Origin of the sequence: Cupriavidus sp. OV096, from assembly GCF_900115455.1 — a bacterium.
Classification (GTDB): domain Bacteria; phylum Pseudomonadota; class Gammaproteobacteria; order Burkholderiales; family Burkholderiaceae; genus Cupriavidus.
This window is the reverse complement of record NZ_FOWM01000001.1, coordinates 492,469-506,475: the sequence shown is the minus strand read 5'-3', so window position 1 is coordinate 506,475 and position 14,007 is coordinate 492,469. Positions and strand designations below refer to the sequence as shown.

The following is a 14,007-nucleotide window of genomic DNA, read 5'->3' as shown; positions in this document are numbered from 1 at the left end:
AAGTCTACTACTGCTATGTGGTGCGCCGCATCCCGAACGGTGCCGCAATGCCCGAATCCGGGTCTTGCGGGGGATGGCGGCCGGGGGCGGCGGCGCGGACTGCGCGAGTGTAGGACGGGCCTCCGTGACTGTCAATTTATATGTCTTATATAAGACATAAGACATTTCATAGCGTGCTGGACGCGATTCTCGATTTTGTGGTGAAATCCGGGCTATGTCATCCCTGCCCACGTCCCTGTCCGCCGCAGCCGGCAACGGCGCGCCGGAATCTGGCGCCCCCCAGAGCGGTGCCGGGACGCAGCCGCCCGCCGCCAATGCGCCGGCCGGCCCGGTCAATCCCTCGCCCACGTTCAGTCCCCTCTATCAGCAGATCAAGGCCCTGATCACCCAGAGCCTGCAGTCCGGCGAATGGAAACCGGGCGAAATGATCCCGAGCGAGATGGACCTGGCCGCGCGCTACAAGGTCAGCCAGGGCACGGTGCGCAAGGCCATCGACGAACTGGCTGCCGAGAACCTGGTGGCCCGCCGGCAGGGCAAGGGCACTTTCGTGACCACGCACTATGAGGACGTGGTCAAGTTCCGTTTCCTGCGGCTGGTACCCGACGAGGGCGAGCCGCACTATGGCGCGAGCCGGGTGCTGGAATGCAAGCGCCTGCGCGCGCCGGCCGAGATCGCACGGCTGCTGGATATCCGTACCGGCGACAGCGTCGTGCAGATCCGCCGCGTGCTGACATTTTCGAATGAAGCCACGGTGCTGGACGAGATCTGGCTGCTGGGTACCAATTTCAAAGGACTGACGGCCGAGAAGCTCAACGAGTGGAAGGGCCCGATGTACGCGCTGTTCGAGGCCGAGTTCGGCACGCGCATGATCCGCGCCACGGAAAAGATTCGGGCGGTTTCTGCCGATAATACGGCGGCCGAGTTGCTGTCCGTGGCCGCGGGTACGCCGCTGCTGTCGGTGGAGCGGGTATCGTTCACCTATGGCGATCGTCCGGTGGAAGTCCGCCGCGGCCTCTATGTGACCACCCGGCACTATTACCAGAATGACTTGAGTTAATGCATGGTGGCGATGCTCGCCGGGGTCGGAGCGCGATTATTGCGGCGCCTGCAGATGACCTGTGCTGACCGTTGCGGCCATTGAATGGAATCATCGGGAATGCGCCGGGGAGAAGTCCGATCCGGCGTGGTGCGCGAAGTATTGCGTGCGATTGTCGGGCACGCCGGGTTGGTGCGCGATAGCTGAAAATTATTGGTGCGGCGCGCAACAAAGGCGCTAAAATCATCTGGATTTGCTCCAGTGCATTCATTTGCATCCAGCGCAACCCACGCGCAGGATCCAAACCGGTGCGCACCGGAAGGCGGGTGTGTCCCGTGCCTTCAAGGTACCCGGAGTCGCGTCACTGCGCAATCGTGTAGCGATCCGGTGAAACCCGGAGCAATGGCAGTTTTCGTTCTTTTGCAGTTTTTTTTCTACCGCAAATGGGGTCTCGCATGGCTGAAGCCGTCAAACAAGCCAGGCCGGAGTTCCGGAACATCGGTATTGCGCAAATCGCGCGTTATCGGTTGCCCTGGGCCGGCAAGGTATCCATCCTGCATCGCGTCAGCGGTGCATTGATGTTCCTCCTCCTTCCGTTCGTTCTGTACCTGTTTGAGCAGAGCGTCACGTCCGAGCTGAGCTTCGCCAAGTTCTCGGCACTGCTGTCCAACGGCTTCGTCAAACTGGTCATCCTGGCGCTGATCTGGGGTTACCTGCATCACTTCTGCGCTGGCATCCGCTTCCTGCTGCTCGACGTGCACGTCGGCGTGGCAAAGCCCACGTCTGCAAAGTCGGCCGTCGCGGTGCTCGTCGTCAGCCTGCTGCTCACCCTGATTTTCGGGCTGAAGCTATTCGGCCTGTTCTGAGGAGAATCAAGGTGGCAAACAATAATATCGGTCCCAAGCGTCTTGTCGTCGGTGCGCACTACGGTCTGAAGGACTGGCTGGCGCAACGCGTGACCGCCGTGATCATGGTGCTGTTCACCGTGATCCTGGCGGGTGTGTACCTGGCTTTCGGCAATCCGTCGTACGAAGGCTGGGCAGGTCTCTTCTCCAACCAGTGGATGAAGATCCTGACGTTCCTCACCATCCTCTCGCTGCTGTATCACGCCTGGTTTGGCGTGCGCGACATCTGGATGGACTATGTGAAGCCGATGGCCGTGCGCCTCGTGCTGCAAGTTCTTACGATTCTGTGGCTCGTCGGTTGTGCGGGCTACGCTGCTCAGATTCTCTGGAGGGTGTAATAAATGGTCGCAGTCAAGACTGGATTGCCGCGTCGTCGGTTTGACGTGGTCATCGTCGGGGCGGGCGGCGCCGGGATGCGCGCATCCCTCCAGCTCGCGGAAGCCGGCCTGAACGTGGCCGTGCTGTCGAAGGTTTTCCCCACCCGCTCGCACACCGTGGCGGCGCAGGGTGGCATCGGTGCCTCGCTCGGCAACATGAGCGAGGACAACTGGCACTATCACTTCTACGACACCATCAAGGGCTCGGACTGGCTGGGCGACCAGGACGCCATCGAGTTCATGTGCCGGGAAGCGCCGAAGGTCGTGTACGAGCTCGAGCACTTCGGCATGCCGTTCGACCGTAATGCCGATGGCACGATCTACCAGCGTCCGTTCGGCGGCCACACGGCCAACTACGGCGAGAAGCCCGTGCAGCGTGCCTGCGCCGCGGCTGACCGTACCGGCCACGCGCTGCTGCACACGCTGTACCAGCGTAATGTGCGCGCCAAGACACATTTTTTCGTCGAATGGATGGCGCTGGACCTGATCCGCGACGAAGACGGTGATGTGCTGGGCGTGACCGCGCTGGAAATGGAGACCGGCGAGGTCTACATCCTCGAAGCCAAGACTACCCTGTTCGCCACCGGCGGCGCGGGCCGGATCTACGCGGCTTCCACCAACGCCTTCATCAACACGGGCGATGGCCTGGGCATGGCGGCACGTGCCGGCGTACCCCTGGAAGACATGGAGTTCTGGCAGTTCCACCCGACCGGCGTGGCCGGCGCGGGCGTGCTGATCACGGAAGGCGTCCGTGGCGAGGGCGGCATCCTGCGTAACAAGGATGGCGAGCGCTTCATGGAGCGCTATGCCCCGACGCTGAAGGATCTGGCGCCGCGTGACTTCGTGTCGCGCTCGATGGACCAGGAAATCAAGGAAGGCCGTGGCTGCGGCCCGAACGGCGACTACGTGCTGCTCGACCTGACCCACGTCGGTGCCGAGACCATCATGAAGCGCCTGCCGTCGATCCGAGAAATCGGCATGAAGTTCGCCAACGTCGACGCGATCAAGGAACCGATCCCCGTCGTGCCGACCATCCACTACCAGATGGGCGGTATCCCGACGAACTTCCACGGTCAGGTCGTGGTGCCGAAGAACGGCAACCCGAACGAGATCGTGAACGGCTTCTACGCGATCGGCGAATGCTCCTGCGTGTCGGTGCACGGCGCCAACCGCCTGGGCACGAACTCGCTGCTGGATCTGGTGGTGTTCGGCCGTGCGGCCGGCAACCACATCATCGCCAACGCGAACAAGCAGAAGGAACACAAGCCGCTGCCGGCTGACGCCGCGGACCGCGCCATGTCGCGCCTGGCCAAGCTGCAGGGCACGACCTCGGGCGAATACACCCAGGACGTGGCCAACGACATCCGCCGCAACATGCAGTCGCATGCCGGCGTGTTCCGTACGCAGAAGCTGATGGACGAAGGCGTCGAGCGCATCCTGGAAGTGGCGGAGCGTGCCAACAACATCCACCTGAAGGACAAGTCCAGGGTCTTCAACACCGCGCTGGTGGAAGCCCTGGAAGTGTCGAACCTGGTGGAAGTGGCCAAGGCGACGATGATCTCGGCCGCGGCCCGCAAGGAATCGCGTGGCGCCCACGCCCACAGCGACTTCCCGAACCGCGACGACAACAACTGGCTCAAGCACACGCTGTTCTACAGCGAAGGCAACCGCCTCGACTACAAGCCGGTGAAGATGGAGCCGCTGACAGTGGAATCGGTTCCGCCGAAGGCCCGTACCTTCTGAGCCCCGCATCGTAGAGACAACAGGACCCACAGAAATGAAGCGTATTTTCGAAGTCTACCGCTACGATCCGGACAAGGACGACGCGCCCCGCATGCAGACCTACGAGGTAGAACTCGACGGTCACGAGCGCATGCTGCTCGATGCGCTGGTCAAGCTGAAGAAGCTCGACGAGACCATCTCGTTCCGCCGTTCGTGCCGTGAAGGCGTGTGCGGTTCGGACGCGATGAACATCAACGGCAAGAACGGCCTGGCCTGCCTGACGAACATGCGCGAGCTGCCGGACCGCATCGTGCTGCGTCCGCTGCCCGGCCTGCCGGTGGTGCGCGACCTGATCGTCGACATGACGAACTTCTTCAAGCAGTACAACTCGATCAAGCCGTTCCTGATCAACGACGAGCCGCCGCCCGAGAAGGAGCGTCTGCAGTCGCCGCAGGAACGTGACGAGCTGGACGGCCTGTACGAGTGCATCTTGTGCGCGAGCTGCTCCACGTCCTGCCCGTCGTTCTGGTGGAACCCGGACAAGTTCGTCGGCCCGGCCGGCCTGCTGCAAGCCTACCGCTTCATCGCGGATAGCCGCGATCAGGCCACCGGCGAGCGTCTGGACAACCTGAACGACCCGTACCGCCTGTTCCGCTGCCACAGCATCATGAACTGCGTCGACGTGTGCCCGAAGGGTCTCAACCCGACGAAGGCCATCGGCAAGATCAAGGAACTGATGGTTCGCCGCGCGGTATAAACCAGCGGTATAAACTGCCTCCTGCCACCACGCGGGAGGCTGCAGTATCGCAGTCTGCAGTTGAAGTAAGCGGCGCGTCAGCCTGTTGAGGTATATCAGGTGACGCGCCGATCGCAAGAAGGCTGACCATGAGTCTTTCCACCACTTTCTCCCATCAGGCCGATCCGCATAAGCGCGCCCGGTTGCGCTGGCGTGCCCGCCGCGGCCTCCTGGAGAACGACATCATCGTCGAACGTTTCTTCAACCGTTACGAGGAGAGCCTGTCCGATGAGGACGTGGCATCGCTGGGCGAGCTGTTCGAGCTCAGCGACAACGAGTTGATGGACCTGCTGCTTGTCCGCAAGGAGCTGGACGGTGAGCTCGACACGCCCCCGATGCACCGGGTCCTGGACCTGCTGCGTTCGGTCTGAGTTTGGTCAACACTATTATTCACAGCATTTGAAGGAACCGACATGACGCCGTCCGATGTGAAAGCCACGCTATCGTTTTCCGATGGTTCCCCCAGCGTTGAGCTGCCGATCTACAAGGGTACCGTTGGCCCCGACGTGATCGACATTCGCAAGCTGTACGGACAGACCGGCAAGTTCACCTATGACCCGGGGTTCATGTCGACTGCGTCGTGCAACTCCAAAATCACCTACATCGACGGTGACAAGGGCGAACTGCTGTACCGCGGCTATCCGATCGAGCAGCTGGCAGGCAAGTGCGATCACCTGGAAACCTGCTACCTGCTGCTGAAGGGCGAACTGCCCAACGCCAAGCAGAAGGAAGAGTTCGTCAACAGCGTGATGAACCACACGATGGTTCACGAGCAGCTGCAATTCTTCCTGCGCGGCTTCCGCCGCGATGCCCACCCGATGGCCGTGCTGACGGGTCTCGTGGGCGCGATGAGCGCGTTCTACCACGACGCGATGGACATCGATGATCCGCACCAGCGCGAGATCTCGGCCATCCGCCTGATCGCCAAGATGCCGACCCTCGTGGCCATGGCATACAAGTACAACATCGGCCAGCCGTACATCTACCCGCAGAACGACCTGTCCTACTCGGGCAACTTCCTGCGCATGATGTTTGGCACGCCGTGCGCCCCGTACACCGTGAACCCGGTGCTCGAGCGCGCGCTGGACCGCATCTTCATCCTGCACGCAGACCACGAGCAGAACGCCTCGACCTCGACGGTGCGCCTGGCTGGCTCGTCGGGCACGAACCCGTTCGCCGCCATCGCCGCTGGCGTGGCCTGCCTGTGGGGTCCGGCCCACGGCGGCGCCAACGAAGCTGCGCTGAAGATGCTGGAAGAGATTGGCAGCGTGGACAACATCAACGAGTTCATCAAGCAGGTCAAGGACAAGAACTCGGGCGTGCGCCTGATGGGCTTTGGCCACCGCGTGTACAAGAACTACGATCCGCGCGCCAAGCTGATGCGCGAAACCTGCCATGAAGTGCTGAACGAACTGGGCCTGCACAACGACCCGCTGTTCAAGCTCGCCATGGAACTGGAAAAGATCGCGCTGGAAGACGAGTACTTCGTGAGCCGCAAGCTGTACCCGAACGTGGACTTCTACTCGGGTATCGTGCAGCGCGCGCTGGGCATCCCGACCTCGCTGTTCACCTGCATCTTCGCCCTGGCACGTACGCCGGGCTGGATCTCGCAGTGGGAAGAGATGATCACGGACCCCGAGTACAAGATCGGCCGTCCGCGCCAGCTCTTCAACGGCAACGCCGCCCGCGAAGTGCCGGACATGGCCAAGCGCTGATCCCGCCGCGCGAGCGCAGGGTGGCCTAGTCGCCTTGCACTGCAGCAAACACAAACGCCCCGGCTTGCCGGGGCGTTTGTGTTTCCGGCGGCGTGGCGTTGTGCGGCGCCGCGCCAGGGTCATCTGCGCAGCTATGCACAACAGTTGTGAAAGGCCATTTTTGCGACGATTCCTGCCATGCGAAGGTTGCAACTGTCTACATTTGTTGTCTGATTTTCGGCAAAGTCGGGAACTATCGCCCCAACGGGTTGCAACTTCCCTCTATAATGCGGGCTGCTTTTGCCACCGGCAGCCGGGCCACCCTTCCGGCACGTCGCGAGGCAAGGCGGGGCAGGCGAAGCGCTTGCGCAATAGAGAACGCATCAACGTTGTCTTTCCGAACTTTTGGCGCCACGGGCTTCCGGGCGCTGACACATGCCGGGCCCCGCATCGCTTCACGTCTTCATCGCAGGCCCGTCTTCCGCTTCGGGTCGTCCCTCTGCCACCTCTGGCGGCTCTCCCCGCGGGTGTTGTTCGATTGCGCTGGTCATGCCGCCTCTGCCCGGAATGACCTAAACATAATCGAGGAGCTCCTGATGACGTTGTCCCGTCTCACGTCCACTGCCATGGCCGCCGTGATTGCCACCGCCGGCCTCACTGCCGCCAGCCTGGCCCACGCCGAAACCGTCAAGATCGCCATCGCCGGCCCCATGAGCGGCTCGGTCGCCCAGTACGGCGACATGGTCAAGGCCGGTGCCCTGACCGCCATCGAACAGATCAATGCCGCGGGCGGTGCCGGTGGCAACAAGCTCGAAGTGGTGCTGATGGACGACGCCTGCGAGCCGAAGCAGGCCGTGGCGGTTGCCAACAAGGTCGTGAGCCAGAACATCCGCTTCGTGATTGGCCACGTGTGCTCCGGCTCGACGATCCCGGCATCGGATATTTACGAGAACGAAGGCATCGTGATGGTCACGCCGTCGGCCACCGCGCCGCAGCTGACCGAGAACAAGAAGCGCAAGTTCATCTTCCGCACCATCGGCCGTGACGACCAGCAGGGTCCTGCCGCTGCCCAGTACATCATCGGCAAGGTCAAGCCGAAGAAGGTGGCTGTGCTGCACGACAAGCAGTCGTACGGCCAGGGCATCGCCTCGTCGGTGAAGAAGGACCTGGAAGCGGCCAAGATTCCCGTGGCCGTGTTCGAAGGCATCAACGCCGGCGATTCGGACTACTCCGCTGTCATCACGAAGCTGAAGTCGCAGGGCGTGGACTTCGTCTACTTCGGCGGCTATCACCCGGAAATGGGCCTGCTGCTGCGCCAGGCGCGCGAGCAGGGCGTGAAGGCCACGTTCATGGGCCCCGAAGGCGTGGGCAACAAGGACGTGACGGCCATCGCCGGCCCGTCGTCGGAAGGCATGCTGGTCACGCTGCCGGCCGACTTCTCGGCCGACCCGGCCAACGCCGCGCTGGTGAAGGCCTTCGCCGACAAGAAGCGCGACGCCAACGGCCCGTTCCAGATGCCCGCCTACGCCGCCGTGAAGATCATCGGCGACGCCATCGCCGGCGCCAAGAGCACGGACCCGGCCAAGGTGGCCGCGTACATGCACAAGAATGCGTTCACCACGCCGATCGGCAAGGTCGAGTACGACGAGAAGGGCGATCTGAAGTCGTTCAAGTTCGTCGTCTACACGTGGCACAAGGACGCCACGAAGACCGCCGCCAACTAAGTCCGGCGCCAGTCTGGCGAAACGCCTCGCTCCCGCATAGGGAGCGGGGCGTTTTGGTATCGGTTCGATGTCGGATAGTCGTCACATCATGATGGCCCGCGCGCCGCATCGGGCTCCCCGATCCACAAGGTCCCCCGCATGAACGAATTCCTTCCACAGTTCACCCAGCAGCTGGTCAACGGCCTGACACTGGGTGCGATCTATGCGCTGATCGCCATTGGCTACACCATGGTCTACGGCATCATCGGCATGATCAACTTTGCCCACGGCGAGATCTACATGATCGGCGCCTACGTGGGCCTCGTGACCCTGACCGCCATCGGCGCGCAGGCCGGCTACCCGCTGCCGCTGGTGCTGGGTGCTGCGCTGATCGTGTCCGTGGCCGTCACCGGCTGTTATGGCTTTGCCGTGGAGCGCGTGGCGTATCGCCCCTTGCGTGGCGGGCCGCGCCTTGTGCCGTTGATCTCGGCCATCGGCATGTCGATTTTTCTTCAGAACTACGTCCAGATCGGGCAAGGTGCACGCGACGTGTCCGTGCCGGTGCTGATCTCGGGTGCCATCGAATTCCAGATGGGCAGTGACTTCGTCGTGACCGTGCCGTATTCGCGCCTGCTGATCGTGGGCGTGACGCTGGTGCTGATGGTGGCGCTGACGCTGTTCATCGGCCACTCGCGCATGGGCCGCGCCTGCCGCGCCTGTGCGGAGGACATGCGCATGGCCAACCTGCTCGGCATCGACACGAACCGCGTGATCTCGTTCACCTTCGTGCTCGGCGCGATGCTGGCCGCCGTGGGCGGCGTGCTGATCGGGCTGACCATCGGCAAGCTCAATCCCTTCATCGGTTTCATTGCCGGCATCAAGGCCTTTACGGCCGCCGTGCTGGGCGGCATCGGCAGCATTCCGGGCGCGATGCTCGGCGGCGTGCTGCTGGGTCTGGCCGAAACCTTCGCCTCCGGCTACATGCCGGCCGAGTACAAGGATGTGGTGGCCTTCGGCCTGCTGGTCCTCGTGCTGCTGTTCCGTCCGACCGGCCTGCTTGGCAAGCCGGATGTGGAAAAGGTCTGAGGAGGGCGCCCCATGACACAAGCGATGTATCAAAAATCCGTCTCGCATTCCGTCGCGCAGACGATAAAAAACGCGGTGACGGCGGCCGTGATGACGGCCATCCTCACCATTCCCGTGCTGGGCCTGCAACTGAAGCTGGACGGCTACAAGGTGGTGCTGGAGCCACACTGGCGGCCGGTCTGGATCGCCGTGGCGGCCGTTTTCGTCTTTCAGCTGCTCAAGCCGCTGCTCACGCGGGCCCGTAGCGCCGTGAAGCTGCCCGCCGCGCCGGCGATGGGCGCGCAGCAGCAGCGCGTGGTGATCTGGGTGCTGCTGGCGGTGGGGCTGGTCTGGCCGTTCTTTGGCTCGCGCGGCGCGGTGGACGTGGCCACGCTTGCCCTGATCTACGTGATCCTGGGCCTGGGCCTGAACATCGTGGTGGGCTTCGCTGGCCTGCTCGACCTGGGCTACGTGGGCTTCTACGCGGTGGGCGGCTATACGTATGCGCTGCTCAACCAGTATTTCGGGTTCACGTTCTGGGAGTGCCTGCCGATTGCTGCGGGCATGTCGGCGCTGTTCGGCTTCGTGCTCGGCTTCCCCGTGCTGCGGCTGCGCGGCGACTACCTGGCCATCGTCACGCTCGGCTTCGGTGAAATCATCCGCCTGCTCTTGAACAATCTGACCAGCCTGACTGGCGGCCCGGACGGCGTCTCGGGCATTCCGAAGCCGACCGTGTTCGGCATCGAGATGGCGCGTAGCGCGAGCGTGGAAGGCACGCGCACGTTCCACGAAATGATCGGGCTCGACTACACCGGACAGCACATGGTGATCTTCCTGTACCTGCTGGCGCTGCTGCTGGTCGGTTTCACCCTGTTCGTGACGAGCCGCCTGATCCGCATGCCGATGGGCCGCGCCTGGGAGGCGCTGCGCGACGACGAGATCGCCTGCCGCTCGCTGGGCCTGAATCCCACGCGCATCAAGCTGTCGGCATTCACGCTGGGCGCCTCGTTCGCGGGGCTGGCCGGCGCGTTCTTCGCGGCGCGCCAGGGGCTGGTCAATCCGGAATCGTTCACGTTTATCGAATCGGCGTTGATCCTGGCCGTGGTGGTGCTGGGCGGCATGGGCTCGCAGCTGGGCGTGATCCTGGCAGCCATCCTGCTGACCGTGCTGCCCGAGGTGGCGCGCGATTTTGCCGAATACCGCATGCTGATTTTCGGCCTGGTGATGGTGCTGATGATGATGTGGCGTCCGCAGGGCTTGCTGCCCGCGAGCCGTCCCCACGTGGAGTTGCCGCAATGAGCGCGGAAATGCTGAAAGTATCCGGCCTGCAGATGCGCTTTGGCGGGCTGCTGGCCGTGGACGGCATCGATTTCGATGTGCGTCGCGACGAGGTCTTCGCCATCATCGGCCCGAACGGCGCCGGCAAGACCACGGTGTTCAACTGCGTGGGCGGCTTCTACAAGCCCACCGGCGGCGAAGTCACGCTGGACGGCCAGGCCATCGCCGGCCTGCCGAGCCACCAGGTGGCGCGGCGCGGGCTGGTGCGCACGTTTCAGAATATTCGCCTGTTCAAGTCGCTGACCGTGGTGGAGAACCTGCTCGTGGCGCAGCACCTGCAGGTCAAGGCCGGCCTGCTGCGCGGGCTGTTCGCCACGCCGGCCTACCGCCGCGCCGAGCGCGAGGCGCTGGAGCGCGCCGCCGTCTGGCTCGAACGCATGGGCCTGACCTCGGTGGCCAATCGCGAGGCGGGCACGCTGTCCTATGGACACCAGCGCCGGCTCGAGATCGCGCGCTGCATGATCACCAAGCCGCGCCTGCTGATGTTGGACGAACCGGCGGCGGGCCTGAATCCGCAGGAAAAGATCGAACTGCAACAATTGATCGACAAATTGCGCCACGAATTCAACATTTCGGTGCTGCTGATCGAGCATGACATGAGCCTCGTCATGGGCGTGTCCGACCGCATCCTCGTGATGGAGCACGGCAAGCCGATCGTCATCGGCAAGCCGGACGAAGTGCGCAACGACCCGCGCGTGATCAAGGCCTACCTGGGAGAGGACTGATGCTGAAGCTGGAACAGGTCCATACCCACTATGGCGCCGTGGAAGCGCTGAGCGGCGTATCGATCGAAGTGAACAAGGGCGAAATCGTCACGCTGATCGGTAGCAACGGCGCAGGCAAGACCACGCTGATGATGACCGTGTGCGGCTCGCCGCGCGCCTCGAGCGGCCGCGTGTCGTTCGAGGGGCAGGACATCACGCAGCGCAATACCCACGAGATCATGCGCATGGGCATGGCGATCTCGCCGGAGGGGCGGCGAGTGTTCCCGAGCCTGACCGTGCTGGAAAACCTGAAGATGGGCGCGTTCTTCGCCAGCCGGCACGACATCGAGGCCGGCATCGAGCACGTTTTCAAGCTTTTTCCGAGGCTGAACCAGCGCTCGGGCCAGCGTGCGGGCACGATGTCCGGCGGCGAACAGCAAATGCTGGCCATCGGCCGCGCCCTGATGAGCCGCCCCCGTCTGCTGCTGCTGGACGAGCCAACGCTGGGCCTCGCCCCGCTGATCATCGCCCAGATCTTCGACATCATCCGCACCATCCGTGATGAAGGCGTCACAGTGTTCTTGGTCGAGCAGAACGCCAACAAGGCCCTGCAGGTGGCCGACCGGGGCTACGTGCTGGAGACCGGGAAGGTGGTGCTGGCAGATACCGGGGAGAATTTGCTGGCGAATGACCGGATACGGGCGGCGTATTTGGGTGGGTGAGGGGGAGGGTAGGTGGCGGAGCCTTGGGTAAAAAAGCACCGCCACTCGCCTGCGATGGCTAACCGCAGGACTTTAACTACGCTTTGGATTCCGTGGCGTCTTGTTCCTAGCACTCTCCTTCGGAACTAAGGCCGTAGCCGCAAGCCAACGGATCGCCCCATTTATTGTGCTTGTAAAGTAAATATACAGAGTCGCCTCTATTCCAATACAAGGTGGCGGTTCCACTTGAGCGCAGTCGGAATTCGCCAAAACTGTTATCGCTGAATTTCACTACGCCCGTCGCGTAGCAGGGCGAATAGCGTTCCGTGGTAATAACGTAGCCTTCCACGGGATAGGCTTTCGAGAAGTATCGTTTTACCTGTGCCACCGTTGGTTGGAATATCTTGCAGCGCTCGGTCATGTCCACGTCGTCCGGCTCGGCATTTTGCCCGGTCTCGGTGATGATGACTTTCTTGACGGTTCTGGCGTCACTCGTTGCGGGTAGCGCAAGGAGGAGAGTCACCAAGATAACTGCTGTAGGAGCACTTACCATCTAGCGGCGCCTGAGGAGTCGGCTCAGAAACGAGCGTTTCTTTTCTTGCGTGGTTTTTCCAAGCGTCCTGAGGTACTCCTCCGACTCCCTGGCATCCTGATCGACATCTAGGTCAGAGAAAGAATCGAAGACGAAAACGATCGCCTCTCGCCATTCGGGACTGGCCTGCCAGTCGTCTAGGTAGCGGTCCTGCTGTCTTGAAGTCAGGGGTGTCCAGAATGGCCTCCACACCCGATCGAACCAAGGTTCGGAAATTCCTTGTTGAACGTGTGCCGCCAGTTCATCTGGCTTGATGTTAGGGAAGATGATCCAGGGCGGTTCTGGAGCGTCGGGATGGTGCGCTACTAGATTGGTGCCTAAGCCTTCCATCATCAGCATTCGGGTTCGTCGCTCAAACCATATGCACATGCGAACGGGTCATGCCATTTGTTGCGTTTGTAGAGCAGATCGACCGTATTGCCTCCTAACCAGAATAATGTGGCGGTCCCTCCTGAGTAGAGCCGGAATCTGCCTGAAGTGTTGTCGCTGAACGATACTTCACCCACTGCAAAGCATGGGGAATAACGCTCGTGCGTCAGAATGCGGCTCTCTATCGGATAGGCCTTGGAGAAATACCGTTTCACTTGGCTGACTGTTGGCTTGAAGGTCTTACAGTTTTCCGTGAGGCTGGCGTCGTCAGTGTGCGAGGTTAAACCCGTTTCCTTGATGACTACCTTTGTCACTGTTCTCTCTTGGGCCGTTACAGGTAACGCGTAAAGTGCGGCCATCATAGAGACACTGATCAGTCCGAGCTTTACCATTCTGCTGTGCTCGCCTCGGTTAAGTTCTTATATGAGACCTGAGGATGTCGATAAATCTCTCCGGTCGGAACTTTGAACGTTGCAACCAGTTCCGCGATGAGCCAGCGGAGAGACGCATTCTGCTGGGTGGTGACGTTCTCGTAGACCCTTGCGGTCTTGCTGTCGCTGGCTGGATCAATCGGCATGGATTTCCCCACGATTTCGATACCGATGGAGTCGTCGCTGGAAGGGTAGCGCTCGGGCCAAGGCTTCTTGTGTTCGTGTATCGATAGCTTTGTATATTGAAGTTGAATTGCAGTGGTCAGCTTCAATTCAGCAGGCGAGCATTTGTGCGTAACAATGCAGCGTGACTGTAGCTTTCCCACGTGTCTGGTAATTTTCTTCAGCGAAGCTGTTTGATATATCGTCCCGTCCTTGTCGATCAGGAAATGGGCGCCGAGCGCGCCTTTCGCTCGATAGCTGCTGAATGTACTTTCAGTTGTAGAGCCATCTGTCTGGTGAACGATAATCCCATTTACCCTGTCCATCGGCCCCCGCTCAATGTTCGGGAAGATCTTGACCTTGACGCGTTCAGCGTCGACTCGACCATTCTTGTCGATAAAGAACATATGTG

16 protein-coding genes are annotated in these 14,007 nt (G+C 61.8%); 12 read left to right on the top strand and 4 right to left on the bottom strand.

The genetic code is table 11. The features are described 5' to 3' along the window. Positions 1 to 214: 214 nt before the first annotated feature. The 12 genes from BM115_RS02375 (at position 215) to BM115_RS02320 (ending at position 12,062) form a co-directional block, all read left to right on the top strand. Complete coding sequence (locus tag BM115_RS02375; RefSeq protein WP_092290175.1) at positions 215 to 1,057, top strand: GntR family transcriptional regulator; 843 nt, start codon at positions 215 to 217, stop codon at positions 1,055 to 1,057. Between the two features lie 434 nt (positions 1,058 to 1,491). After that, complete coding sequence (gene sdhC, locus BM115_RS02370) at positions 1,492 to 1,902, top strand: succinate dehydrogenase, cytochrome b556 subunit (RefSeq protein ID WP_092290173.1); 411 nt, start codon at positions 1,492 to 1,494, stop codon at positions 1,900 to 1,902. An 11-nt stretch (positions 1,903 to 1,913) separates the two neighbouring features. Continuing rightward, positions 1,914 to 2,279, top strand: coding sequence for a succinate dehydrogenase, hydrophobic membrane anchor protein (gene sdhD, locus BM115_RS02365; RefSeq protein WP_092290168.1), 366 nt, complete (start codon positions 1,914 to 1,916; stop codon positions 2,277 to 2,279). Between the two features lie 3 nt (positions 2,280 to 2,282). Then, complete coding sequence (gene sdhA, locus BM115_RS02360) at positions 2,283 to 4,061, top strand: succinate dehydrogenase flavoprotein subunit (RefSeq protein WP_092290166.1); 1,779 nt, start codon at positions 2,283 to 2,285, stop codon at positions 4,059 to 4,061. A 34-nt stretch (positions 4,062 to 4,095) separates the two neighbouring features. Next, positions 4,096 to 4,797: a succinate dehydrogenase iron-sulfur subunit gene (locus BM115_RS02355; protein WP_092290164.1), complete on the top strand. Its 702-nt coding sequence runs from the start codon at positions 4,096 to 4,098 to the stop codon at positions 4,795 to 4,797. Positions 4,798 to 4,925: 128 nt separating this feature from the next. After that, positions 4,926 to 5,207 (top strand): FAD assembly factor SdhE, encoded by a 282-nt coding sequence (locus BM115_RS02350; protein WP_092290162.1) that lies wholly within the window; start codon positions 4,926 to 4,928, stop codon positions 5,205 to 5,207. Positions 5,208 to 5,249: 42 nt separating this feature from the next. Continuing rightward, complete coding sequence (gene gltA / locus BM115_RS02345; protein WP_092290160.1) at positions 5,250 to 6,551, top strand: citrate synthase; 1,302 nt, start codon at positions 5,250 to 5,252, stop codon at positions 6,549 to 6,551. Between the two features lie 575 nt (positions 6,552 to 7,126). After that, positions 7,127 to 8,254 (top strand): branched-chain amino acid ABC transporter substrate-binding protein, encoded by a 1,128-nt coding sequence (locus BM115_RS02340; RefSeq protein WP_092290159.1) that lies wholly within the window; start codon positions 7,127 to 7,129, stop codon positions 8,252 to 8,254. A 138-nt stretch (positions 8,255 to 8,392) separates the two neighbouring features. Next, positions 8,393 to 9,319, top strand: coding sequence for a high-affinity branched-chain amino acid ABC transporter permease LivH (gene livH, locus BM115_RS02335; RefSeq protein ID WP_092290158.1), 927 nt, complete (start codon positions 8,393 to 8,395; stop codon positions 9,317 to 9,319). Between the two features lie 12 nt (positions 9,320 to 9,331). After that, on the top strand, positions 9,332 to 10,597 hold the full coding sequence (locus BM115_RS02330) for a high-affinity branched-chain amino acid ABC transporter permease LivM (RefSeq protein ID WP_092290157.1): 1,266 nt from the start codon (positions 9,332 to 9,334) through the stop codon (positions 10,595 to 10,597). Then, complete coding sequence (gene livG, locus BM115_RS02325) at positions 10,594 to 11,361, top strand: high-affinity branched-chain amino acid ABC transporter ATP-binding protein LivG (protein ID WP_092290156.1); 768 nt, start codon at positions 10,594 to 10,596, stop codon at positions 11,359 to 11,361. Before BM115_RS02330 ends, livG begins: the two co-directional genes overlap by 4 nt. Then, positions 11,361 to 12,062, top strand: a complete 702-nt coding sequence (locus tag BM115_RS02320; RefSeq protein ID WP_092290155.1) for an ABC transporter ATP-binding protein — start codon at positions 11,361 to 11,363, stop codon at positions 12,060 to 12,062. The genes livG and BM115_RS02320 overlap by 1 nt, the downstream gene beginning before the upstream one ends. Before the next feature lie 106 nt (positions 12,063 to 12,168). Here the strand turns inward: BM115_RS02320 and BM115_RS27015 are convergent, their stop codons facing one another. From BM115_RS27015 to BM115_RS02310, 4 genes are read right to left on the bottom strand one after another with little or no spacing between them, the layout of a single operon-like run. Continuing rightward, positions 12,169 to 12,567 (bottom strand): hypothetical protein, encoded by a 399-nt coding sequence (locus BM115_RS27015; protein ID WP_143093841.1) that lies wholly within the window; start codon positions 12,565 to 12,567, stop codon positions 12,169 to 12,171. Between the two features lie 27 nt (positions 12,568 to 12,594). Then, positions 12,595 to 12,972, bottom strand: coding sequence for a hypothetical protein (locus tag BM115_RS02315; RefSeq protein WP_255370662.1), 378 nt, complete (start codon positions 12,970 to 12,972; stop codon positions 12,595 to 12,597). After that, a complete protein-coding gene (locus tag BM115_RS27010) occupies positions 12,966 to 13,394 on the bottom strand; it encodes a hypothetical protein (RefSeq protein ID WP_143093840.1) in 429 nt (142 codons plus the stop codon). Before BM115_RS27010 ends, BM115_RS02315 begins: the two co-directional genes overlap by 7 nt. After that, entirely contained in the window at positions 13,388 to 14,002 is a 615-nt protein-coding gene (locus tag BM115_RS02310; RefSeq protein ID WP_092290153.1) for a peptidoglycan recognition protein family protein, read from the bottom strand. Before BM115_RS02310 ends, BM115_RS27010 begins: the two co-directional genes overlap by 7 nt. Positions 14,003 to 14,007 lie beyond the last annotated feature (5 nt).

Coding starts and splice junctions, on each gene's coding strand:
- BM115_RS02350 (WP_092290162.1), top strand. CDS start 4,926: ATGAGTCTTTCCACCACTTTCTCCCATCAGGCCGATCCGCATAAGCGC.
- BM115_RS27010 (WP_143093840.1), bottom strand. CDS start 13,394: ATGGTAAAGCTCGGACTGATCAGTGTCTCTATGATGGCCGCACTTTAC.
- BM115_RS02310 (WP_092290153.1), bottom strand. CDS start 14,002: ATGTTCTTTATCGACAAGAATGGTCGAGTCGACGCTGAACGCGTCAAG.
- livG (WP_092290156.1), top strand. CDS start 10,594: ATGAGCGCGGAAATGCTGAAAGTATCCGGCCTGCAGATGCGCTTTGGC.
- sdhC (WP_092290173.1), top strand. CDS start 1,492: ATGGCTGAAGCCGTCAAACAAGCCAGGCCGGAGTTCCGGAACATCGGT.
- BM115_RS02320 (WP_092290155.1), top strand. CDS start 11,361: ATGCTGAAGCTGGAACAGGTCCATACCCACTATGGCGCCGTGGAAGCG.
- BM115_RS02355 (WP_092290164.1), top strand. CDS start 4,096: ATGAAGCGTATTTTCGAAGTCTACCGCTACGATCCGGACAAGGACGAC.
- gltA (WP_092290160.1), top strand. CDS start 5,250: ATGACGCCGTCCGATGTGAAAGCCACGCTATCGTTTTCCGATGGTTCC.
- livH (WP_092290158.1), top strand. CDS start 8,393: ATGAACGAATTCCTTCCACAGTTCACCCAGCAGCTGGTCAACGGCCTG.
- BM115_RS02375 (WP_092290175.1), top strand. CDS start 215: ATGTCATCCCTGCCCACGTCCCTGTCCGCCGCAGCCGGCAACGGCGCG.
- BM115_RS02330 (WP_092290157.1), top strand. CDS start 9,332: ATGACACAAGCGATGTATCAAAAATCCGTCTCGCATTCCGTCGCGCAG.
- sdhA (WP_092290166.1), top strand. CDS start 2,283: ATGGTCGCAGTCAAGACTGGATTGCCGCGTCGTCGGTTTGACGTGGTC.
- BM115_RS02340 (WP_092290159.1), top strand. CDS start 7,127: ATGACGTTGTCCCGTCTCACGTCCACTGCCATGGCCGCCGTGATTGCC.
- BM115_RS02315 (WP_255370662.1), bottom strand. CDS start 12,972: ATGCTGATGATGGAAGGCTTAGGCACCAATCTAGTAGCGCACCATCCC.